The 22,674-nt window shown below is 41.7% G+C and carries 21 protein-coding genes; 4 read left to right on the top strand and 17 right to left on the bottom strand.

Annotated elements, in window-relative coordinates; translation table 11 throughout:
• Positions 1-122: 122 nt before the first annotated feature.
• The 4 genes from H9Y05_RS13275 to H9Y05_RS13260 form a co-directional block, all read right to left on the bottom strand.
• Complete coding sequence (locus H9Y05_RS13275; protein ID WP_163492136.1) at positions 123-2,072, bottom strand: KUP/HAK/KT family potassium transporter; 1,950 nt, start codon at positions 2,070-2,072, stop codon at positions 123-125.
• Positions 2,073-2,177: 105 nt separating this feature from the next.
• Positions 2,178-2,855 (bottom strand): response regulator, encoded by a 678-nt coding sequence (locus tag H9Y05_RS13270; protein ID WP_163492137.1) that lies wholly within the window; start codon positions 2,853-2,855, stop codon positions 2,178-2,180.
• Positions 2,848-3,927 carry a sensor histidine kinase gene (locus H9Y05_RS13265; RefSeq protein WP_235992211.1) on the bottom strand — a complete coding sequence of 360 codons (1,080 nt, stop codon included), beginning with the start codon at positions 3,925-3,927 and terminating at the stop codon, positions 2,848-2,850. The genes H9Y05_RS13270 and H9Y05_RS13265 overlap by 8 nt, the downstream gene beginning before the upstream one ends.
• A 169-nt stretch (positions 3,928-4,096) precedes the next feature.
• The gene (locus H9Y05_RS13260) at positions 4,097-6,238 is read right to left on the bottom strand and encodes a S46 family peptidase (protein WP_216714557.1); all 2,142 of its coding nucleotides are present in this window, start codon (positions 6,236-6,238) and stop codon (positions 4,097-4,099) included.
• 326 nt (positions 6,239-6,564) lie between these two features.
• On the opposite strand from H9Y05_RS13260, the gene H9Y05_RS13255 reads away from it, so the two are divergent.
• Positions 6,565-7,443, top strand: coding sequence for a hypothetical protein (locus tag H9Y05_RS13255; protein WP_163492139.1), 879 nt, complete (start codon positions 6,565-6,567; stop codon positions 7,441-7,443).
• A gap of 10 nt (positions 7,444-7,453) precedes the next feature.
• Here H9Y05_RS13255 and H9Y05_RS13250 read toward each other — a convergent pair whose 3' ends face one another.
• The 3 genes from H9Y05_RS13250 to H9Y05_RS13240 are packed head-to-tail and all read right to left on the bottom strand — an operon-like array spanning position 7,454 to position 9,197.
• Positions 7,454-7,816, bottom strand: a complete 363-nt coding sequence (locus H9Y05_RS13250) for a hotdog family protein (protein ID WP_163492140.1) — start codon at positions 7,814-7,816, stop codon at positions 7,454-7,456.
• A complete protein-coding gene (locus H9Y05_RS13245; protein WP_216714556.1) occupies positions 7,816-8,439 on the bottom strand; it encodes a LolA family protein in 624 nt (207 codons plus the stop codon). The genes H9Y05_RS13250 and H9Y05_RS13245 overlap by 1 nt, the downstream gene beginning before the upstream one ends.
• Complete coding sequence (locus tag H9Y05_RS13240; RefSeq protein WP_163492142.1) at positions 8,436-9,197, bottom strand: polysaccharide deacetylase family protein; 762 nt, start codon at positions 9,195-9,197, stop codon at positions 8,436-8,438. The genes H9Y05_RS13245 and H9Y05_RS13240 overlap by 4 nt, the downstream gene beginning before the upstream one ends.
• A gap of 113 nt (positions 9,198-9,310) precedes the next feature.
• Between H9Y05_RS13240 and H9Y05_RS13235 the strand changes: the two genes are divergently transcribed.
• Positions 9,311-9,844, top strand: a complete 534-nt coding sequence (locus tag H9Y05_RS13235; RefSeq protein WP_163492143.1) for a hypothetical protein — start codon at positions 9,311-9,313, stop codon at positions 9,842-9,844.
• A 10-nt stretch (positions 9,845-9,854) separates the two neighbouring features.
• Here H9Y05_RS13235 and H9Y05_RS13230 read toward each other — a convergent pair whose 3' ends face one another.
• The 9 genes from H9Y05_RS13230 to era form a co-directional block, all read right to left on the bottom strand.
• Positions 9,855-10,760, bottom strand: a complete 906-nt coding sequence (locus tag H9Y05_RS13230) for a beta-ketoacyl synthase chain length factor (protein WP_216714555.1) — start codon at positions 10,758-10,760, stop codon at positions 9,855-9,857.
• Positions 10,757-11,932: a beta-ketoacyl-[acyl-carrier-protein] synthase family protein gene (locus H9Y05_RS13225; RefSeq protein WP_163492145.1), complete on the bottom strand. Its 1,176-nt coding sequence runs from the start codon at positions 11,930-11,932 to the stop codon at positions 10,757-10,759. Before H9Y05_RS13225 ends, H9Y05_RS13230 begins: the two co-directional genes overlap by 4 nt.
• Positions 11,932-12,186, bottom strand: coding sequence for a phosphopantetheine-binding protein (locus H9Y05_RS13220; RefSeq protein ID WP_163492146.1), 255 nt, complete (start codon positions 12,184-12,186; stop codon positions 11,932-11,934). Before H9Y05_RS13220 ends, H9Y05_RS13225 begins: the two co-directional genes overlap by 1 nt.
• Positions 12,187-12,202: 16 nt before the next feature.
• Positions 12,203-12,847: a hypothetical protein gene (locus H9Y05_RS13215; RefSeq protein ID WP_163492147.1), complete on the bottom strand. Its 645-nt coding sequence runs from the start codon at positions 12,845-12,847 to the stop codon at positions 12,203-12,205.
• Between the two features lies 1 nt (position 12,848).
• Positions 12,849-13,928 (bottom strand): beta-ketoacyl synthase N-terminal-like domain-containing protein, encoded by a 1,080-nt coding sequence (locus H9Y05_RS13210; protein WP_216714554.1) that lies wholly within the window; start codon positions 13,926-13,928, stop codon positions 12,849-12,851.
• Complete coding sequence (locus H9Y05_RS13205; protein WP_163492149.1) at positions 13,918-14,349, bottom strand: acyl-CoA thioesterase; 432 nt, start codon at positions 14,347-14,349, stop codon at positions 13,918-13,920. The genes H9Y05_RS13210 and H9Y05_RS13205 overlap by 11 nt, the downstream gene beginning before the upstream one ends.
• A gap of 197 nt (positions 14,350-14,546) precedes the next feature.
• Positions 14,547-15,440, bottom strand: a complete 894-nt coding sequence (locus H9Y05_RS13200; protein WP_163492150.1) for a Ppx/GppA phosphatase family protein — start codon at positions 15,438-15,440, stop codon at positions 14,547-14,549.
• Between the two features lie 311 nt (positions 15,441-15,751).
• A complete protein-coding gene (der, locus tag H9Y05_RS13195) occupies positions 15,752-17,062 on the bottom strand; it encodes a ribosome biogenesis GTPase Der (protein ID WP_163492151.1) in 1,311 nt (436 codons plus the stop codon).
• Positions 17,063-17,136: 74 nt separating this feature from the next.
• On the bottom strand, positions 17,137-18,012 hold the full coding sequence (era, locus tag H9Y05_RS13190; RefSeq protein ID WP_163492152.1) for a GTPase Era: 876 nt from the start codon (positions 18,010-18,012) through the stop codon (positions 17,137-17,139).
• A 710-nt stretch (positions 18,013-18,722) separates the two neighbouring features.
• On the opposite strand from era, the gene H9Y05_RS13185 reads away from it, so the two are divergent.
• Together H9Y05_RS13185 and H9Y05_RS13180 are read left to right on the top strand one after the other, a co-directional pair.
• Positions 18,723-19,610, top strand: coding sequence for a DUF3347 domain-containing protein (locus H9Y05_RS13185; RefSeq protein WP_216714553.1), 888 nt, complete (start codon positions 18,723-18,725; stop codon positions 19,608-19,610).
• A 10-nt stretch (positions 19,611-19,620) separates the two neighbouring features.
• Positions 19,621-21,843: a multicopper oxidase domain-containing protein gene (locus H9Y05_RS13180; protein ID WP_163492154.1), complete on the top strand. Its 2,223-nt coding sequence runs from the start codon at positions 19,621-19,623 to the stop codon at positions 21,841-21,843.
• A 71-nt stretch (positions 21,844-21,914) separates the two neighbouring features.
• On the opposite strand, the gene H9Y05_RS13175 is transcribed toward H9Y05_RS13180, so the two are convergent.
• Positions 21,915-22,670 carry a hypothetical protein gene (locus H9Y05_RS13175; protein WP_235992210.1) on the bottom strand — a complete coding sequence of 252 codons (756 nt, stop codon included), beginning with the start codon at positions 22,668-22,670 and terminating at the stop codon, positions 21,915-21,917.
• Positions 22,671-22,674 lie beyond the last annotated feature (4 nt).

Below are 22,674 nucleotides of genomic sequence, written 5' to 3'. Positions count from 1 at the left end.
GCGTTCAACGATACTCTGGTGTTTTTCAAGAGAAAGTCCTTGCGCGTTAAGGCACACAGCACGACCATGCTACACAGTATGATAGCATATTTATTGGCATTCTGTAATGGACTATAAACCGATTATTTTTCCCGGTGAAGGATGATGTTGCTGACCGGACTGTATACTAACGGGATGTGTTCAATCAGCAAGTCACTTTTATCGATTCCGAATGCGGCTTGTTCCTTTTGCCCCATGCGTTTGAGCATGAAATAAGCATTGAGAATCACCCCCTCTTTGATCGCGAATTCATTATCTACGGAAAGGTATTTTTCCATTATAATGAACTTAAAATCGATCGATGGGTTGTATTCGGTAGACCCATGATTTTTCAGGTGGAGATTCAGCTCTTTATTGGCAATCAGGTCATCGATGATCTGAGTGAAAAACAATTCCGTTCTCGGTTGGATGCGAAACCCAATGTTGAGGACAATTTTGATGACCTTATCATCTACCAGTTCAGTCATTTGATAATTCAGTGTATACGGATTGTTGGTGCGATTGATGTGAAAAAACCAGTATACATCCGCACGTTTTGGTTTCCGTGCGAAAATAGATTGAATGATCCGTTCTTCAATGTGGTCTCTCCGATCTGCTTTTGTAAGGTAAATCAAATGGGTCACAAATTTAGGTATGGTTTCGTCGTCGCTCAGTTTGGTGATCGCCCCGGAATATTTCCCCAGGTCTACAAACTTTGTATAACGGTTGTTGATTTTTCTTCCGAAATAACTCACATACATCATCGCGAAGAACAAGCCTCCCACAAAGACGGTAATGTATCCTCCTTCCCGGAATTTGATAATGTTGGCAACGAAAAAAGAAATTTCAATGATGATGAAAGTGAGCAGTAATCCGAGGACCAGCAATTTATTCCATTTGAGTTTGAAGACGAGAAAATAAGAAAGCAAGAAAGTGGTCATCATCATGGCGAGGGTAATGGCCAGACCGTATGCCGCTTCCATCCGGGATGACGTTTGAAAGTAAAGAATAATCAGTACACATCCGATCCATAGAATATTGTTGACACTCGGAATATAAATCTGTCCTTTGGTTTCCGTTGGTTGTTTTACGGCTACACGCTGCCAGAAATTCAGGTTGATTGCTTCGTTGATCAACGTAAATGATCCGCTGATCAATGCCTGAGACGCAACAATTGCAGCCAGCGTGGCGATCAGGATAGAAGGGAACAGAAACCATTCCGGGATGATTTCAAAAAACGGGTTTCTCCCGGCCAGCAATGGATCCGGTTGATTTAACAACCATGCTGCCTGCCCCAGGTAATTGATAACCAAACATATTTTTACAAATCCCCAGGTGAAACGGATGTTTTTTCTTCCACAGTGACCCAGGTCCGAATAAAGTGCTTCCGCCCCTGTTGTACAGAGAAAAACGGCCCCTAAAATCCAGAATCCTTGCGGGTAATTTGTCAATAGTTCATACGCGTAATAGGGATTAAGTGCTTTAAAAACACCCGGGTAGTGAACAATCTGACCCACTCCCATGACCAACAGTAACAGGAACCAGATCGCCATAACAGGACCAAATGCTTTACCAACACTATGTGTACCGAATCGTTGGAGGAAAAAGACAAGTGAAATAATCGCAATGACGATCGGTACAACGGAAATATGCCCTTTTAACCCTTCGATCATTTCGAGTCCTTCGATTGCGGATGTAACGGAAACAGCAGGTGTAATGATCCCGTCAGCCAACAATGCCGCCGCGCCGATCATGGTTGGAATAATCATCTTCTTTCCGTATCGTCTGACCAATGAATATAAGGAAAAAATACCACCTTCCCCGTCGTTATCCGCTTTGAGTGTCAACCAGACATATTTAACAGTTGTTTGAAGCATCAGCGTCCAGAACACACAGGAAACACCACCCAGTACGAGTACTTCACTGATTTCTTTTGCACCGATGATGGCTTTGAAGGTGTACAGCGGACTTGTTCCGATATCCCCGTAGATAATACCTAATGCAATTAAAAGAGATGCAAATGTAACGTTTGAGTTAAAGTGTTTGTGATCCATTTTGTATGTATTTTATGACGGTACAAAAATGGCGGTGAATCTATAAGCGGGGTATAAAGAAGAATAAGGAAGGTATAAAGATTTTATTAAGATGGTAAAACTGCATTACTGGAAGCGATATCCTACACCACTTTCAGTAATAATGTGCCGGGGCTGATTGGGATTGTCTTCGATCTTTTTTCTCAGCTGGGCAACAAATACCCGTAGGTATTGTGTTTCGGTCTGGTACCCGACTCCCCAGATTTCTTTCAGGATGTATTGATGGGTCAGTACCCGGCCTTCGTTTTTTGCAAACAAAGACAGCAGGTTGTACTCCGTTGCGGTGAGTTTCAGTAATTCGTCATTTTTTCGAATGCTTCTGGCCGTCCAGTCAATATGTAAGTCGCCGATTTCAATACAGCTGACGGTATTGCTCGATTGGTTCTGACGAATGGCAGACCGCATACGGGCTAATAATTCAGCCGTTCGGAAGGGCTTGGATAAGTAATCGGTCGCGCCGTTGTCTAATGCTGTCACAATGTCGTGTTCACTGTTTTGTACGGAAAGAATAATAATTGCCTTGTTGTACCACTGACGGAGTTCCTTCAGTATTTCATGTCCGCTGCTATCCGGAAGTCCCAGATCCAGCAGAATCAGTTCCGGTGGATGATTCGCCGCCATCAGCAAACCCTGCTTTCCTGTTTCTGCCTGGATTACTTTATAGTCATGGCTTTCCAATGTGATTTCCAGCAATTTTCGGATCTGTGGTTCGTCGTCGATGATTAAAATTTCCTGTTTATTCATTTTTCAAATGATTGATATAGGTTGTTTTTGCCGGGAATGCGATCGTGAACGTTGCGCCTCCTTTTTCATTGTTCTTCAATGCAATAGTCCCCTTCTGTGCTTCTACAAATCCCTTTACAATGGAAAGTCCCAAACCGTTTCCTCCTGTTTTTGTATTGGGAAGTCTGTAAAACTTGTCAAATACAAATGCGATGTTATCTTCCGGGAAACCGGTTCCGTTATCGGAAATGGTAATCACACAATTATCGGAAAGGTGCTCAACCTGCACATCAATGTGTGTGTGTTCAGGTGTGTATTGAACAGCGTTGTGCAACAGGTTGTACAGGATTTGTTCCGTAAAACCTGCATCTATTTTAAAGAGGGGTAAATTATCCGGAGCATTAAAACTGATGGTATGGGTATTTTGTTCCGGTAATTTCTGAATCACAGAATTGACTAAATCATGGACATCACACCAATCGTATTTTGGTTGCAGGGTTCCGCTTTCCAACCGGCTGATGTTTAACAGGTTTTCTACTTGCCTGTCGAGCCGGATGGCTGCATTATCTATTTCTGAAAGTAATTCATCCTGGTTTTCAACTGAGAGTTTATCCTTGTTTTCCTGCAGCGTATCAACCGCTCCGAGGATGGTTGAAATAGGAGTTCTGAATTCGTGTGAAAGTGAGTTTAGAAGAGTATTATAGAGTTTGATTGTGTTTTCCTTTTCTTTTTTGTCCCGCGCTTCTTTCTCTGCTTTTCGGATTTTAAACGTTAAAACGGCATTGACCAGGGCAATGATAAAGTACAGCAGGAACATCAACCAGTCTTCAGCATTGCTGATCTGAAAATTGCAAATCGGGGGGATAAAGAAGAAATTCCAGATTACCGCACTCAAAACGGCAGCGAGTAATACCGGAATAATATCGAGGATCATTGCAAGAAAGGAAACCGTCATCAGGAGTAAAAGAGCGGACATCTTATAGCTGATGAACTGATCCGTGAAAAAACAGATCAACGCGACCACCAAAACGGTCAGCGTGCTGATGATGTATTGCCTCAGAGAGGCCGTTGTTTTTATGCCGAATACCTTCAAATCGTTCTGCTGATTATTTGTACAAAAATAGCCAATCAGGTGTAAAGATTTTGTAAAAAAGACTGTGGTTTTTTCATCAACTGTTCCAATTGATGCTGGCTTATCCGGAAAAACAAAAAACGCCCCGGAAAATCCCGGGGCGTTTGAATCGTTATTTTAGCTTTCTTGTTTATTTCACCAATGTCAGCTCATCAATAATGTTTTGTGCACCGTACACGCGGTCAACCAACCACAGAATGTAACGGATGTCACATGAAATGGTACGTTGTACCTTGTCTTCAAAGAAGATGTTTCCGGACATGGCTTCCCAGTTACCGTCAAATGCTGTACCAATCAGGTGTCCGTCTGCGTTGATAACAGGAGAACCGGAGTTACCACCTGTAATGTCGTTATTGGAGAGGAAATTACATACCACGAAGCCTCTTTCTTTGTCTGCGTATTGCCCCCAGTCTTTTTTCTTCCATGTTTCCGTGATTTTCGGGTCAACGTGGAATTCCGGGTTGGACGGGTCTTCTTTTTGGAACATTCCTTCCAGGCTGGTTACGTAATCATAACTTACCGCATCTTTTGGAGAATAAGGAAGTACCTGTCCGTATGTCATCCTCATTGTAGAGTTGGCGTTCGGATAAAACTTCTTGTTCGGTTGCATTTCGCGGATTCCTTTCGTGAATTTTCTGTTCGCCACTTTTAATGCGTCTGTCGCTTCCTGGATGTCAGTAGCTGTCAGTGCGTTTTCGTATGCTTTTGCCGCATCTTCAATGATCAGGAAGAACGGATCTTTGTTCAATACTTTAACGGAAGGGTTGCTTGCAAACTTGTCAAACTTCTCCTTGTTGAAGAAAATAGATTTTGACTTGATGGACGCAATATATGCAGCGATTCCTTTTTCGCCTTTCGCACCGATTCTCTTTGTCAATTCTCCTTGCTGAGCTGCAGGAATGTCTTTGATGTACATTTTGAACAACTCACCTACGATGTCGGACTCAATGTTCATGTTCGCGTTTGCAAAATACTCCTGTGCCGCATTATTACAGAAGTTCAGAATCATATTTGCACGATCCGTTTGACCTGCATTCAACGCATCTTTGTACATCTTGTAGCGGTAAGCCAAAACAGATGCATCAACAGTCATGATGAATTCGGATTGGTATACTTTGATTAATACCACACTTTCCAGTGTTTTGAAGCTTTTCTCAAACGAAGAAAGGACGTCACTGTATTCACTTTTATTTGCCGCAAATGTTTTGAATTGATTCTCCAGTTCTTGCTTTTTTGCGACAACTTTATTGTTTTTTACCTGTAGAATTTCTCCCTGGAAGTTTTTCCAGTAGTTGGCAACCTGCGCGTAGTTGGACGAATATTTTAAACGAACAGTTACATCCTGATCCATGTATTTTTTCATTACGTCCATTTTGATGGCGCGTAATTCAACCCGTTTTGGTTTTTCCAACGTAACGGTTTGTTCTACTCCGTAAGAAGTCAGGTAACGGTCTGTTCTTCCCGGGAATCCCATGATCATTGCAAAATCATTTTCTTTCACACCTTTCAATGAAACCGGCAAGTGGTGACGTGGTGTCATCGGAACATTATCTGCCGCATAAGGAGCCGGCTTGTTGTCTTTCCCACTGTAAATCCGGAACATAGAGAAATCTGCCGTATGGCGTGGCCACATCCAGTTGTCCGTATCGCCTCCGTATTTCCCTGCTGATTGAGGTGGTGTCCCCACCAGGCGGATGTCCAAAAACTTTTCGGTAACAAATAAATAGAATTCATTTCCGTCAAAAAAGTCTCTTACAAATGCTTCGTAATGCGTTCCGTTAACAGCTTCTTTCGACAGGATGTTTCCGATTTCCTGAATTTTAGCCGCTCGTTCTGCTTCAGTCATTCCGTCACGCAGTTCCTTCGCTACCTTTTCCGTTACATCTTCAATGCGGATGACAAACGTTGCAAACAAATTTGTTTTGATTTCTTCACTGTGGTTTTTGGCCCAGAATCCATTGTCCAGGTAATTGTGTGCAGAGGAAGATGCTTCAGCAATCGCTTCATAACCACAGTGGTGGTTGGTCAGAATCAATCCGTTTTTGGAAATTACTTCACCTGTACAGTATCCGTTGAAAGAAATGATGGCATCTTTCAGCGAAGAATTGTTGATGGAATAGATCTCATCCGCGGTCAGATTCAGACCGTATTTTTTCATGTCTTCATAGTTTCTTCCCAGTAGAAACGGAAGCCACATACCTTCATCAGCACGTGAGTAAAGGCTTGTGAAGCTGACAAGAAACGTCAGTAAACCTAATTTAATTTTATGCATAACAGTTCTTTTTTATTTTTGGCTAGCAAATGTAGTCATAACATTATATATCTCAAAGCTATAATCGGATGAACGGTTTAAGTTCCGGGATGAGAAGCTGATTATTTTCGATCAATACCAAAAAACAAGCAGATGAATGGCCGAATATTTCATGAAATCAACCTGTGAATGAATACAGGAGCTGTTCTCTTAACACTATTTGTGAAGCGCTATTTATGATTGATTATCAGTGTTTTTATTGTGTTTTTCGGTTATTAATAATTCCTTGTTACTAACTATCTTTTTCTACCTCACAATAAAACAGGCTATTTTTCGATTTTTGTACCGTGAGATATCTATTCATTATACTATTTTTTACATCTGTTGGTTTTGCGCAGGTACTGGATAATTCCAGGGGAGATGCGTTTACCAATAAACCGTTTTTTAATAAAACATTCGTTGCTAAGAACAACATTAAATCGATCAAAGGCCGTTTTAATTATAAGAAATCAGGGCAGGCGATGTACCCGACAGAATATTTTTATGCATATAACTTCAACAGGCAGGGACAGTTGATCAGTTCGTTTGAAACGCGAAAAGATGATGGAACGGCAGATACAACGTGGAATGAATACATCTATGATATGGATGGCAGCCTGATCGAACACAAACAAGGAAATTCGACAAGCAAATCCAGTACCGTTTATCATTTGGATGATAAAAAGCGGGTGATTTCAGAAGAATACCTCACTGAAACCATTGATTCGACCGGGAAAAAAGCAGTGATACTGATGAACTCAGAGGCAATGTCATACGAAGATTTCGGTCTGCAGCACAAGAAGACAGTAATGAACAGTTACGGATTACCCTATAAAACGGAGTTGTCGTTTTACGATGAAAACGGGTATCTGCTGGAACAGGAAGAGCGTTTTTCGCGCACATCTAATTTCAATAAAACCTTGTATTCGTATAATGAAAAAGGCCTGCTTTCATCAATTGCTGTATACCAGAAAGGACATTCCACACCCGTTGAGGAGAATAAGTTTAAATATGACCAATACGGGAATATAACGGAAAAACATTGGTACAAAGGTGGTGTCTTTACAACAGATACCCAGATTGTCTACAATGAACAGACAAAGCTCATGACGGCAGTGATTATACGGGATGTCAGTACCAATTTCCTGATGGTCATCCGTTTTGGTGATTATGAGTATTTCGATTAACGTTCCGGAATCAATAATAAACGCCCGAAACCTTTGTGAAAATAGTTTCTCCTCCTGTAAAGACCACATTTACTTTCAATTCATCCTCCTGCTCTGTGACGGAGAGTTTGACCATTATTTCCGGCGTTTCAACCGGATTCATAATGGCCAGGTATTTACAGTTGGAAATACTTTTTAACTGAATGGGACGCTTGTAGTGAAGGCTCAGTAATTCTTTCACAATTTCCAGTTGCGCGACACCCGGAGTAACGGGGTTTCCCGGGAAATGTCCTTCAAAAATTGAATCAGCAGCATTTAAAACGATGTCAGCCACCAGTTGACCGGCTTCTTGTTGCAGGTTATTCAGTTGATAGAATTTATCTTTTAGAATCATCAGATGCTTGTAAATTTGGAATCCGCGATGGATTGATTGGTTTTCAGATTGGTAAATGTATAGACGATTTTTTGATTTTTAGACTCTGTCATGGTCATTTCATCCAGTAAGAGACTTTTTTTACTGAATAATAACTCTATTTTACTCATGTATTTCGCCATGCGTGGGTTTTTTGGTGTCAATGTCAGTTTATACGACTTTGTATTTTCCTGGTAGCCGATTGAAAAATCCTTTTCGTTCAAAAAATCTCCTGAGAGCATGGAAATCATCATGCCCTGGATTTGTTTCACCACTTTTTGGCTCGCCGGATTGTTCACTAACTTTCCGTTTTCATACAATTTTACACTTTCTCCGCTGATGAGGATCAACTGATTGTCACTGGTGTGATCCCAGCGTACTTTATTGCTTTTTTTGAAGTAAAATTTTCCGTTTCCCGACTGTGCTTCTTTGAACATGTCCGAGTAAACTTTTTCAGAAAAATCTGCGGTAATGCTGGTTGTCTCCTCGTGTTTTTTTTCAATGGCTGCTTTGACGGCATTTTTATCTGAAACGCTTTTAAAATCCTGAGCAATGACGTTCAGTGAGAAGAAAGCTGCAACAAGCAGCAGAATGTTATGTTTCATCTGAAAATTGTTTTTAAATCCTTGGGTTGGGCAAATTTGATACCATTTTTTTTCGCCTGGGTGATGAAGCGTTCTAAAATTGCTTCTGTTTGCGGTAAATTATCGTGAAACAAGACAATATCACCCGGTTTTATTCTGGAAGATACCCGTTCCAACAGCTTTGGCTCTTCTTTCAGAACTGAATCAAATGAGCGAAGACTCCAGCCGATTACCCGTTTTTTGAATTTTTTTACAGCACGTGCAATTCGCGGGTTGGTGTATCCGATTGGCGGACGAAAATACGTTCCGGGGTGAATGCCCTGTGCAATCAAGGTATTGTCACACAAACCGATTTCCTTTTCAACACTGTCCTGGCGCAATGCAGCAAACATCAACGGGTGCGTCTGGGTGTGATTTCCAATCAGGTGGCCGGCTTCCAGTATTTGCTGAATGATCTCCGGATGTTCTTCCGCCTGTTTTCCGATGACAAAAAAGAGCGCGCCGATGTTGTGCCGTCTGAGTGTTTCGAGAACTTGAGGTGTCAATTGTTCGTGTGGTCCATCGTCAAATGTCAGTAATACGCTGTCACTATTCAACCGGGTTGTATTGGTCAGGAAGTAATTCCTGTTGGGCAGTAGGATTCCCAAAGACAAAAAAATCAGAAACAGCAGCGAAGCAATTCCCATCAGAATCCACATCATCGGAGTTCCGCTGAAAAAGATGGAAATCCACGTACAGTTGATGATAAAGCCAATGATATTTAAATGATGTCGTGTCATATAAATTTGATCCAAAAGTAATGAAAATTACAGGATCTTCATGGATTCATTGCTCATATAAGTTTACTTATATTTGATGAAAAATTACTGTCTAACGAAAAGAGATTCAAATAATGAAAAACTTGGTTGTTGTCATTTCATTGCTACTTGGCACGAATCTGATTGCTCAAAAAGTTAAATTTGAGAACTTTAAGCTTGTAGAGTATGATTGTCCTCCCGATCAGATTCAATTTTTTAATATTACTACTATTGACAGTAATGGTGTTGTTAATATTCATAATGGGAATGGTTCATTAATGTTTTCTCACCAATTGTCAGAAAATGAAATTCAAGAATTGAATGATTTATTTTCAAAAAAATTGAACGCTTATATCGTGAAACAAAAACTAAATGAAGACTACTATGGTCTTCGTTTTTTTATAAGTTTTGATGTCAACAACAAGTCTAAAAATCTATGTTATGTTAGCCCCTTTATGAATGAGCAATTCAATAAAACTATAACCCGTATTATTTATAAAAAAGGATCTTCTACTAAAGTAAAATCGTCTATTGATACCGAAGCACTGGAAAAACAAATAAAAAAGCAGGAACGAATTGATGTCCTACCTAAAAGGCCTGTTAATCCTCCTCCTCAAACTCCGGAATAAATTACGAAAATCACCTGATCAGTGTCAGCCCCAGTTTTCCATTGACCTGATGATTCACAATCAGTATGTATTTTTCTTTGGAAAGTGCATAATCAGTTGCCAGGTGGCAAGCAAAAGCAGCCGATGAATAATACAATCCGGTATACTGTTCGTAATTGACTTGTTTTGCTCCGATTGTTCTCGGGATTTCTCCGGCAAATAAAACCAGTTCAATTGTATCTGAGTCAACCTGATTGTTCTTCAGGAACGTTGCAATCGCTTCTTCTGTATTGGTGTTATTGAAATGTACCGAACAATCCATCACGGCCTTTTTCGTCCCGTTACCTTCCGGTTGCAGCGATAAGAATGTTGCTCCCGATGTGAACGGAAACGCTGACTGAATAACCTGAGGTTTCAGTAATTCCAGGAATTCAATTGCTTCGTCAGCAGCACCTACCAGTACACTTTTTTTCCCTTCCTGTATGCACAATAAACCATCGATCAATGCTGTTTCAAAGGAAAGACTGTTTTGGGTATGCGTCATGTTGTAGGAATGATTTCCAAGTGCCATCGATATAGCTCCTGCGATCGTATTGTGTGTTGATTGGATAAATGCAGTAGGGGAGAGCGTATCTCCTGTTGCCGTGATAAATGTTTGCAGAAAACGTTCGGTATCTTTTAAACAACCCAATGAGGTTCCGACTGAAATAGCATCAAAAGGAAGCACTGTTTCGTTCTGACATACCTGCGCGGCAGTCAGTGCCATTCTCAATACAGGACTGAATCTACGCAGAGAAGCGGGAGAGATGTATGTTTTGTAATCCGGTGCGACAACTTCCGATTGAGTTCCCAGCGGTTGCAACGTTTCCCAGATATTTTCTTTTCCAAAACTATCCTGATGACCAATTGATACGATGGATGTAATTACTGCGCTCATAGCTCACCAAGAATTATTGTTGAATTGTTTCCTCCGAATCCGAACGAGTTGGAAAGGACATTTCGTATTGTCTCAACTTTTGTGGTCCGTGTTACCGGTACCAGTTTCGTTTCCTCAATTGCGTTTCGGTGGTTGAGGTTTGCAAAGAGGTAACCATGTTGAATCGCTAAAACACTGAATACGGCTTCGAGTCCTCCTGCAGCAGCCAGCGTATGACCGGTAAAAGCTTTTGTAGAGCTGAACGGGGGGATCTGTTCTCCGAACACCTGCATGATGGCTTTGGATTCGGATAAGTCATTGTTGGGGGTTGCTGTTCCATGGGCATTGATGTAATCAATGTCTTCCGGTTTCAGATTGGCCACTTTCATTGCTTCTGAAATGGATAAGGTAGCGCCGTATCCGTCAGGAGATGATGCGGTCTGGTGGTAGGCATCTGACGCGTTGCTCCATCCTTTTAATCGGGCCAGAGATGTACTACCTGATTTTTCAATGCTGGCAGCGGATTCGATGACAATAAATCCGGCACCTTCACCGAGATTGAGCCCTTTTCTGGACTCATCAAACGGCCGGCACCATTCTTCGTCAAAGATCATTAATGAGCGAAACCCGCTGATGGTAAATTCACTCAGGGCATCTGTTCCTCCTACGATCACCCTGTCCAGTGCGCCGGAACGAATCATTCGGGCACCCATCATAATGGCATTGGCAGCTGATGAGCAGGCGGTGGAAATGGTGTTGACAAACCCGTCAATTCCCAGTTCCAATGCAATTTCTTCACTGGAATTTCCACTGGAATGCTCTTTGTACTTTGAAATGTCATGGGTGCCGTTGTTCATGTAGCTGCGGTACTGAATTTCACTGACATCCATTCCCCCCACAGACGTTCCTGAGATAACCCCTGTGCGAATGTCCTCGCGCAGCAGGTGACCGGAAAATGCTTCTTTTGCAGCGACACAACCCAATAATCCCGTTCTGGAACCATTTATTTTTAATTGAAAACGGTCAATTAATTCCTCATTTGTCAACGGAACTTCTCCAACCAGGAACCGTTCAGAATGCGGATGTGAACCCTTTTTAATTCCCGATCGTTCGGCGATCAGGGTATCAAAATGTTCCTGTACATTGTTACCAATGCAGCTGATGGCTCCTATTCCCGTGACAAAAATTTCCATTACTGATTGCTTTCAATAAATGCAGCCAATGAATTCACAGAGTGAAAAATCTCACGTCCCTTGCTTGGATCTGCGATTTTAATTCCGTAGTTGGATTCCAGAAGTACAATAAATTCCAGCGCGTCGATGGAGTCAAGCCCCAATCCTTCGTCACCAAACAAAGGAGCATCATCTTTAATGTCCGCAGGAGTCAGGTCTTCCAATGAAAGTTGCTCGATGATCTGAGCTTTTAGGTTTTCTTTTAATTCACTCATGTTATTCGTATATCAATTATCTGTTCAAATTTCCGGAATTTCCGTTCCGGTAGTTCGTTAATAGCTCGTCTAATGCAGCTGCAAATGAAGAACGATCGGCAGTATTGTCAGTTAGCGCCACTAAAAATAGGAAACATTCTTCTGTTACTTTATTTTTTTCATCAACTTTTGACTCAACCCATCCGCACAAACACCAGTTTCCACCCTTTCGTGCCGCATGATACAGCCGTTCTGCAAATAAGCTGCTATCAAACTGGGGAGTAATAAAAAATGTATTTTCTCCATACCATTTATGTCGGATTGCTAATTCTCCTGTCAGGATATTCGGGAGTGTATAAACAAACAATGAGGGGCTTGGGTTACCTTGTTGTGTATATGACTCAATGAATTTCATGTCTGTATGTTGACTCGCATTGGCATTGGCAAACAATAATTCAGGTTCATCATCCATCAATGCATTCAAATGACCCTCAGAGTATATTAGTTCTGTTGCCAGTACCGTCATTTTTGAGAGGTGATCCATTTTATGAAATTTCGGGTAATCCAATCCCAGTTGCTGATAACATTCTTTCTGCCAGTTTGTTTCCCGGAAGGTAAACTTCTGTTGTCCGTTTAGAAATGCTCCTGCTGCTGATATGTAACTGCTCGTTGTAATTTTCATATCATTTTCTGATTAACAAGGCGGCATTACCTCCTCCGAAACCGGATGCTGTCTTCAGTACCGTGTGAACGGGAGCAGCATGTGTTTGTTGAATAATATTCATTTCCTGTGTTGTACCTGTTTCTTCAAATCCTTTGCTCTCAAAGAGAAGTTGGTGCTCCAGTGACAACATACAGACAATTACTTCAATAACTCCTGCAGCACCTAATGTATGTCCGAAAAATCCTTTCAGGCTGTTCACAGGTGTGTTTTGCAGTTCACACCGTGTAAATGCCATGCTTTCCATTTCGTCATTGTAAAGTGTTCCGGTGCCATGAGCTGAAATAAAATCAATGTCTGAACGATGAATCCCCGCTCGTTCAATGGTTTTATTTACAACGCGGAATAAGCCTTCGCCTGTTCGGGAAGGTCCGGAAATGTGATTGGCATCGTTGGAAGAAGCCCCGGCAAGGTATTCAACAGCAGATGTATGTGTTTTTTCCCTGGAAGCAACAATGATTCCACACGCTTCTCCGAGTGAAATACCCTTCCTGTTCTTGTCAAATGGACGTGCAGGTTCATCACTCAACGCAAATAATGATTGAAAGCCGAAAAGCACAAAGTCTGACACAATATCTATCCCGATGACAATAACGTTGTCACAATCGGAATACCGAAGGTAATCTGCTGCAGTATTGATGGCAATGACACCTGAAATACATGCATTTGAAATCACAATTACATCATTCGGATTGTTGGTTTGACGGTGAATGATCCCTCGTGCGGATGAAAATACATCACCTGGTAAGTTGTCAATATTACCTTTAGTGGAGCTCAGTATGAAACGCGTTTCAGGCGCACTTAATACTGTTTCGGAATATGATTTTTTCAGATCACTTAACGCTTTTTCCAGGAGCGCATCAAACCGGTTTTCTGACAAATCATCCAAGGTTGATAAGAACCAGTTTTCCTGTTTGAATCCGGAGTGTTCCCGTTGCTGTATTCCTGAAATGCCATTCTTCAGGGAATGAAAATTTGCATCGATCCCAATTCCGATCGGTGTAACCAACGTTCCGTATGATAAGAATACCTTATTTTCCATCGATCCAGTTTTGCTGTGCTTCCCATTCGGCAATAAAATCGGGTTTCATCAATTCCAGTTCTCTTGTTTCCGCATTTAAAAATACCTGTGTTGTTGTGCCCTTTGCAGCCAGCATCCCTGTGTGTTTATTGATAATTTCAAACTCAAAAATGATTTTGGCCGACTCGCGGTAGATCAACTTTGCTGTCACGACGGCGATTTCGCCATAATGGATCGGAGCTTTGTGGTGCAATTCGGAATGAACGATGGGAATGAAAAAACCGGCATCGTGGATTTGTAGATTATCGAGACCGTATATTTTTCCGAAGTGTTCACGTGCGTCTTCGAAAAACTTGAGGTAATTTCCATGCCATACAACGCCCATCGCGTCAGTCTCACTGAAGCGTACAGGAATTTCCAATGTTGATGTCAGGTGTTTCAAAATAAGGATTCAAATAATGGGGGCAAATGTAAGGAAAATATCCGGAGATATAGAAATACGCCTTCAAACTAATGCAATGAAATACGTTTTTTTTCGTAGTTTATTTTTTCGTTTTTTTACCGGGGGCAATGGGATGGATAGAGGCATATCGGGATATTGCGATGTGCCGGTATGGGTGTTTAGCAGAGCAGTTTGGTTCAATCCGCTTGTTGTTTCCTCTTCCGGTGCTTTTTGTGTAAATCATAGATAATTCCGTCAGAAAGCCCTATTTTGGGAACAACTACCTGATGGCAATGTAATTTTTCCATGATGTTGCAATAAATTTCCAATGCGGGAACAAGTACATCAGCTCTGTCCGGTTTTAGTTGGTATTGTTCCATTCGTTGTCGTAATTTTAACGCGCTCAGGTCATTTTTCAGTTTTTTCAATTTCTCCAGTTCAACCGGTTCAATGTTGACTCCCCCGACCAATTTGTGTGCTTTATTGATGTTTCCTCCCGTTGCATAAAATGTAAAGTCATCAGCAGGCGCATGTTCGTCCAGCCATTGGTAAATTTCCTGCCAAACCGTTTCTTTTGTCTTCCCTTTTAGCAAGCGTAGCGTTCCGATTTCAAATGATTGGGAAATTTCCCTGCTTCCGTTTGAGAAAACACTGATTTCGGTGCTACCTCCACCTACGTCAACTACCATGAACGGTTTCGTCTTGTCAATGTCCATCAGGAAAAAAGTCCCGAAAATCAGATTTGCTTCTTCATTTCCGGAGATGGTTTCCACTTCAATTCCCGTTTCCTGGAAAATCTTATGCTTGATTTTTTTTCCGTTTTTTGCTTCCCGCATCGCAGAAGTGGCACAGGCACGCAACTCTTTCACTTCAAATAATTCTGAAATAAGTTGAAAGGCGCGCATTGTTTTTACAAACTGTTCGGACTTCTTTTTATTGATTCTCCCGCTTTCAAAAACACTTTCACCTAATCGCAGGGGAATGCGGGTGTAAGAAACTTTGTTTACAAACTTTTTTCCATCCTCCTGAATCACTTCTCCGATCAGAAGACGCGCTGCATTTGTTCCGATATCAATTGCTCCGAATTTCATTTTGATAAACCTTTCAGTTGTTGAAAAAGTACAAGTGCAAAATTACTATTTATACAACGATTGAGCAGTGAAGAGTATAAAGTTATCCACAAATGAATGGCAAAGATGACGTGCCTGTTCACCTGATCAAATGAAATTCCGGAAGTAAGTGTAATGTAATGTGTTCTTAATCTCATTGTTAACTCCTGTCGTTGTGCAGGCATTTTTTTCTTAAAACGTCAATAACCGAATCAAGTATAGATATAATTGATATTAACCCATTAAGGATCAGGAATTCGTTGCGATACAAATATGTACGAATGGTTCCCAACTTATTTCTTTCTGAAGAAAATTTTAAGTGGAATTCCAGTGAAATTATAACGTTCTCTCAGACGGTTCTCAAGGAATCGTTTATAGGAATCACCAACATATTGCGGCAGGTTGCAGAAAAATGCAAAGGCCGGTGAATGAGTCGGTAACTGTTGAACATATTTGATACGGATGTATTTCCCTTTTACTGCAGGGGGCGGAGTTGCCTGAATAATGTCTAACATTACTTCATTCAATTCGGATGTGGAAATTTTACGTGTACGGTTTTCATACACTTCCATTGCCGTTTCCAGTGTTTTATGGATCCGTTGTTTGGTAATGGTTGAGGTGAACAAAATCGGAACATCGTTGAACGGAGCCAGTTGTTCCCGGATCTTCTCTTCGTATTGTTTCATCGTCGTGTGATCCTTTTCTACCAGATCCCATTTGTTGACAAGTACTACAACTCCCTTTGAGTTTTTCTCAATGATGTAATAAATATGTAAGTCCTGTTTTTGCAGTCCTTCTGTGGCGTCAATCATAAAAATACAGACATCTGAATCTTCAATGGACCGGACAGAACGAAGCACGGAATAATATTCAATATCTTCTGTAACCTTTGCTTTCTTTCGGATTCCGGCTGTGTCTACGAGCATGAAATCAAATCCGAAGGCTTTGTAGCGCGTATCGATTGAGTCTCGTGTTGTTCCGGAAATATCAGTAACAATATTGCGTTCCTCTCCTGTCAATGCATTTACGAGAGAAGATTTTCCTACGTTTGGTTTCCCGACAATCGCAAAGCGCGGAAGATCGTCTTTTTCATTGACGGTTTTGTCGTTGATGTCGAAGTGTTTGACCAGGTCATCCAGCAAATCTCCGGTCCCGCTCCCGTTTGTTGCGGAAATGTCATACACGTCGCCGATTCCGAATGAATAGAATTCAGAAGAGAGACCAACCCGTTCTGTATTGTCGACTTTATTGGCAACAATGAAGATCGGTTTTTTTGTTTTGCGAAGAATTTTCACAACCGTCTCATCCAGGTCAACAATACCGGTCATTACATCTACAACAAAGATGATGACTGTTGCTTCCTGAATGGCAATTTCCACTTGTTTGCGGATTTCACCTTCGAAAATATCATCGGATCCGTGAACGTATCCTCCTGTGTCGATGACAGAAAATTCAATACCGTTCCATTCACCACGGCCGTATAGGCGGTCACGGGTGACACCGCTGATTTCTTTCACAATCGCTTGTCTCGATTCCGTTAAACGGTTGAACAAGGTTGATTTCCCTACGTTTGGTCTTCCGACAATTGCAACAATATTGCTCATTTTCTTTTGTTATTTGTGTTGTTTCCCAACAAGATTTATTACTTTACTCACAGTATGTGAGCCTATTCCACGGATTAATAGCCGTATTTTTTTAGCTTCTGGTCAGAACCTCTCCAGTCCTTGTCTACTTTTACAAATGTTTCCAGGAATACTTTCCCCTCGATGAACTTTTCAATTTCGAGCCGGGCTTCTCTTCCCAGACGTTTCAACATGATTCCTCCTTTCCCGATAATGATTCCTTTTTGAGAATCCCGTTCGACAATAATCAATGCCCGGATTCGGGTTATGTTTTCTTCTTCGAGGTATTCTTCGATTTCTACCTGGCACGAGTACGGAACTTCTTTTTGGCAGTGAATGAAGATTTTCTCCCGGATAATCTCCGATACGAAAAAACGCATTGGTCTGTCAGAAATTGCTTCTTTGTCAAAATAAGCAGGTGACTCGGGTACCAGTTCCAGAATTTTCTCCCAAACGGCGTCCACATTGAATTTGTGCAGTGCTGAAATCGGGAAAACAATAGCGTTCGGAAGTTTTTGTTGCCAGTATTCCACCCGTTCGATCACCTTTTGCTGATCTCCCAGGTCTACTTTATTGATCAGGCATAAGACCGGAATTTGCAATTTTGCAATACGCTCCAATGTCTCTTTGTGGTTCATCTCATTTTCATGCATGTCGGTGATGAATAACAAAACATCGGCATCCTGGATGGACGTATTGACATATCCCATCATTTGCTCGTGCAGTTTATACGCTGCATTGACTACTCCCGGAGTATCGGAGAAAACGATCTGATAATTCTCGTCATTGACAATTCCAAGAATCCGGTGACGCGTTGTCTGTGCTTTCGATGTAACGATAGACAATTTCTCTCCCACCAATTGATTCATCAAGGTAGATTTCCCGACATTCGGACTTCCGACAATATTTACAAAACCTGATTTATGCGCCATTTCAACGAAAATAATTTGCAAAGGTAAGGAAAATAGGAGAGAGAACGATGAATAAAAACTAAAAATACCTGAAAAAGAAAAGCGATGCTTGTTGGTGAAGGGCCACGAATTTTATAAATTAATTAAGAAATTCTGTAACAGAGGAGTCCGGATTATTTCTCAACTTTGAAATGTCATGTAATCAGTTGATTAGTTCATCATAAACGGATTCATAACTTTGGGTGTGAAAGATGTGAAAACACATATAAGTTTAACGGTATTGTCATTTTTGATGATCACGTTGATGCAAGTGAATGGCTATGCGTGTACGGGGAATTCTGTACGTACGGCACAAAGTGGTTATACTTTTGAAACAGGCGCTACCCATTTGCAAAATAGATGCAGTCAAAAAGATACTTGCGGGAAGAACGAACCGCATGCTAATTGTGCCGATCCCTGTAAAGACGAATGTTGCTGCTGTGCTGTCTTTTCTGCCTTTGTCATTGAATTACCTTCTCCGGTATGTTTTAACTTACAACTGTTTATTGATCCGGAAAACAAACAAAATTTCGGATCCCCGCGGACGGATATATCCATCGGATTTTATTCCATTTGGCAGCCACCTGAAATAAGTTGAAAAGGACGGTTTACAGCCATATTTATGCCTTTTCGAAAGCAAAATGAATGCTTTCGCAGAAGTTTATTTTTTTACGTATTTAAATACAATTAGCATGAAATCACAATCAAACATCATGATGGTAGTTGCAGTACTACTATCCAATATAAATAGTTTTGCACAAATCAAAAATGCCATAACAGAAACGGTACATGTATCCGGTAATTGCGGCATGTGTAAAAAAACAATTGAGGAGGCCGGGAGCAGTAAGAGAATTGCTGAGGTAAAATGGGATGACAAGGCGCTGCAGGCAACGTTGGTTTATAACCCGGAAAAGACCAATGCAGACGAAATACTCAAGCGAATAGCTCTTGCCGGGTATGACAATGAGAAATACCTGACACCGGATGAGGTTTATGCAAAATTACACGTTTGTTGCCAGTATGAAAGAACGTTGAACCCTGCAGCGAAAAAGAATGGTTCGGAAATGGAGGTAGAGGAGTCACATGCACGCCATGCTCAGGTAAATTTACAGGAATCTTCACTACCGCAAAAGGAATCACAATTGCAGGCAGTTGTTGATCGCTATTTTCATTTGAAAGATGCACTGGTGCAATCAGATGCTGTGGTAGCGTCAGCAAAAGCAATGGAATTAGCCGCGACTATAAAAACAGTGGAGATGAATCAGTTGTCAACAGAAGAGCATGCTGTTTGGATGCAGGTGTTGAAATCGTTAACAACACATGTGGAGGGGATTGCTCAATCGAAGGATCTTTCCCGGCAACGGGAAGCGTTTGCATTATTTTCTGATGAGATGTACAAGCTGGTGAAGGTATCGGAACACAAAACGACTATTTATTACCAGCATTGTCCGATGTTTAACGATGGTAAAGGTGCCGATTGGCTGAGTAAAGACAGTGTGATTAAAAATCCATATTACGGTTCAAAAATGCTAGGTTGTGGCAGTACGACGGAGAAAATTGAATCATCTGCTAACGAGTGAAACTGACAGGATGAATTTACGCGATTTTTTTTACAGAAAACTGTTGCCGGTAAGTGTATTTCTGTGTGTGGGATGTTCATTGCAGGCACAAAAGGTTGTCCGGTATGACTTGTATGCGAAAGATACGGTTGTGACGTATGCCGGAAAGGAAAAACATGCAATTGCTGTCAACGGGCAAATTCCGATGCCTACCCTTACATTTACGGAAGGAGATACAGCTGAAATTGTGTTACACAATGTATTGCATGAGAATACTTCGTTGCACTGGCATGGAGTACAATTACCCAATAAAGAGGATGGTGTCCCCATGCTGACACAACAGCCTGTTCAACCAGGAGAAACCCATACGTATCGTTTTCCTGTCAAACAAAACGGGGCCTATTGGTATCACAGCCATTCGGGATTCCAGGAACAGATCGGGATGTATGGTTCAATTGTATTTCTGAAACGACCAGGTGATCTGACTTTCCGGCCGGGAATTGATGACTTGCCTGCGGTTTCTCTTACTCTGAGTGAATGGACGAATACACATCCGCACCAGGTGCAGCGAATGCTGGCGACCGGTAATGATTGGGGGGCGATCCGGAAAAATACAGTTCAGAGTTATTGGGAAGCAATCCGCAAGAGGCACTTTAAAACAAAATTTGTCAATGAATGGAAGCGGATGGAGGCAATGGACGTAAGTGATGTTTACTATGATAAGTTCCTGATCAACGGGCAGGAAGAAGGTCAGCTTTCCGGATTTCGGGCAGGAGATCGTGTTCGTTTCCGTATTTCAAATGCCGGAGGCTCTTCTTATTTTTGGCTGACATATGCAGGCGGGAAGATAACGGTGGTTGGAAATGACGGGAATGATGTGGTACCGGTAGAGGTTAACCGGTTGATTATCGGTGTGTCTGAAACGTACGATGTGGTCGTGACGATCCCTGAGAGTGGAATTTCGTATGAATTACTGGCGACTCCCGAAGACAGATCCGGTTCAGCATCTGTTTTTGTGGGAGAAGGGATCCGGCAGCTTGCTTCCAGACTTCCCCGGTTGGAATATTTCGAGGGGATGCAAATGATGAACGACATGATGAAAATGAACGGCGATATGCACGATATGGGAATGGATATGAGCTTACAGCGAATGGACATGAATGCTGTGATGTATCCTGAATTGTCGGCACAGATACCGGCAGGTGAAATGAATCATGAAGGGCATGTAACAACAACCGGAGAGCTTGTGACACTCAACTACGGCATGTTACAAGCTCCGCAAAAAACGACATTGAACCCGGAATCTCCTGTGAGAGAATTGCGTTTTGAATTGACAGGAAATATGAACAGGTATGTCTGGAGTATGGACAATAAAGTGCTTTCCGAATCGGATAAAATCCCGGTCAAAAAAGGAGAAATTCTCCGGATTACTTTGTACAACAATTCGATGATGCGTCACCCGATGCACTTGCACGGATTTGATTTCCGGTTACTTAATAAGAAGGGAGAATATGCGCCGCTCAAAAATGTGATGGATATTATGCCGATGGAAACCAATGTAATCGAGTTTGAAGCAAATACTGAAGGAGACTGGTTTTTTCATTGCCATATTCTGTATCACATGATGGCGGGAATGAACCGTGTATTTGAGGTAGGAAATTATCAAAATCCTCTGTTGCCGGATAAAGCAAAGGCGTACAAACACCTGCAACGGGAAAGTAATATGTTGCACTTCATGGCGCAGAATGATTTTGCAACAAATGGAAACGACGGAGAAGCGATGTTGCAGAATGCGCGTTGGAGCTTAGGTACGGAATGGCGTCTTGGGTATAACAACAGACACGGATACGAGGTGGAAACACATGTTGGAAGGTACATCGGGAAAATGCAATGGTTGATGCCTTTTGTCGGTTTTGACTGGAGATACCGCCGGATGGGGGTGGATGAACATGAGAAAAACCTGTTTGGACAAATCAATAAAAAAGATAGCCGGAGTGCGTTTAGTCTCGGTGTTGTGTACACATTGCCTTTACTGATTACGATTCAGGCGGAAGTCTATCACGATGGAATTGTCCGCTTGCAGTTAGCGCGGGAAGACATTCCGATTTCCCGGAGATTCAGAGCCGGATTCATGATCAACACCGACCTGGAGTACATGGTGGAATTGAAGTACATTATCCATAAAAACATGGGGATCCGGGCGCATTACGACAGTGATATGGGTGTCGGACTTGGGTTTTCTGTGAATTATTAAGGGATGTGCTGATGCGGTTTGGTTGTTCCTGTTTGAATGACCAGACCGCTTGTTTTATCACTTGCAATGAATCAGTAGTGAAATTTAACCAGTTTATCTGCTGGCAAATCGTACTCATAAAGTAGATCTTTCTCATTGTCATAATACAGCCATTGAACCGGATGGAACGAATGTTCTGATGTGCTGCCGATTCCGAAAACGGTGTAACTTCTGTTATTTTTTACCTGTTCTTCAATAGAGTATTCCAGTTGTTCTCTGTTTTCAACCGCTGATCGGATCAATGTGTTTGTGGAGTTGGCAATATAATATTCGACAAGTAGATAGAGTTCATCCAGGTAACTTTCCGAGTAATCCGTTTCATCGCTCCGGTAGTGATAAAGGAGCTCTTTTTTGTAGGTTTTCCGGAATGCGGAACTCTTTCCGTCTTTTATTTTTCGAATGGAAATCACCCAGTCGGCAAGTTCCGGACGTTCACCGTCTCCGGCGATATAAATGGTGTCTTCTTTCCACTGAATTTCACACACATCTCCCCGCAACAAGCTTCTGTCGTCATTGTTGTCATTGATAAAGCCGTACAGTTGATTTTCTTTTTTTGCATTTAACAACATGTAATCGCCATTGTCGTTGTAAGAAACAAATTCGAAAACAGCGGTGACCGGTTTTATTTGTTTCGGAAGATTAGTGGGGTTACTTCCTGACATCTTTTGTTGTTCACCGGAAGCTGCGCGCTCTTTTTTAGCTGTTGTTGTTTTATTTCCGCAGGATGATACGGTAAAACTAAATGCGACCAGAAGAAATTGGATAAATTGAATGGAGTATTGCATCATTTCA

Origin of the sequence: Taishania pollutisoli (assembly GCF_014518315.1) — a bacterium.
Classification (GTDB): Bacteria; Bacteroidota; Bacteroidia; order Flavobacteriales_D; family Crocinitomicaceae; genus Taishania; species Taishania pollutisoli.
This window is presented reverse-complemented; position numbering and strand designations above follow the sequence as displayed.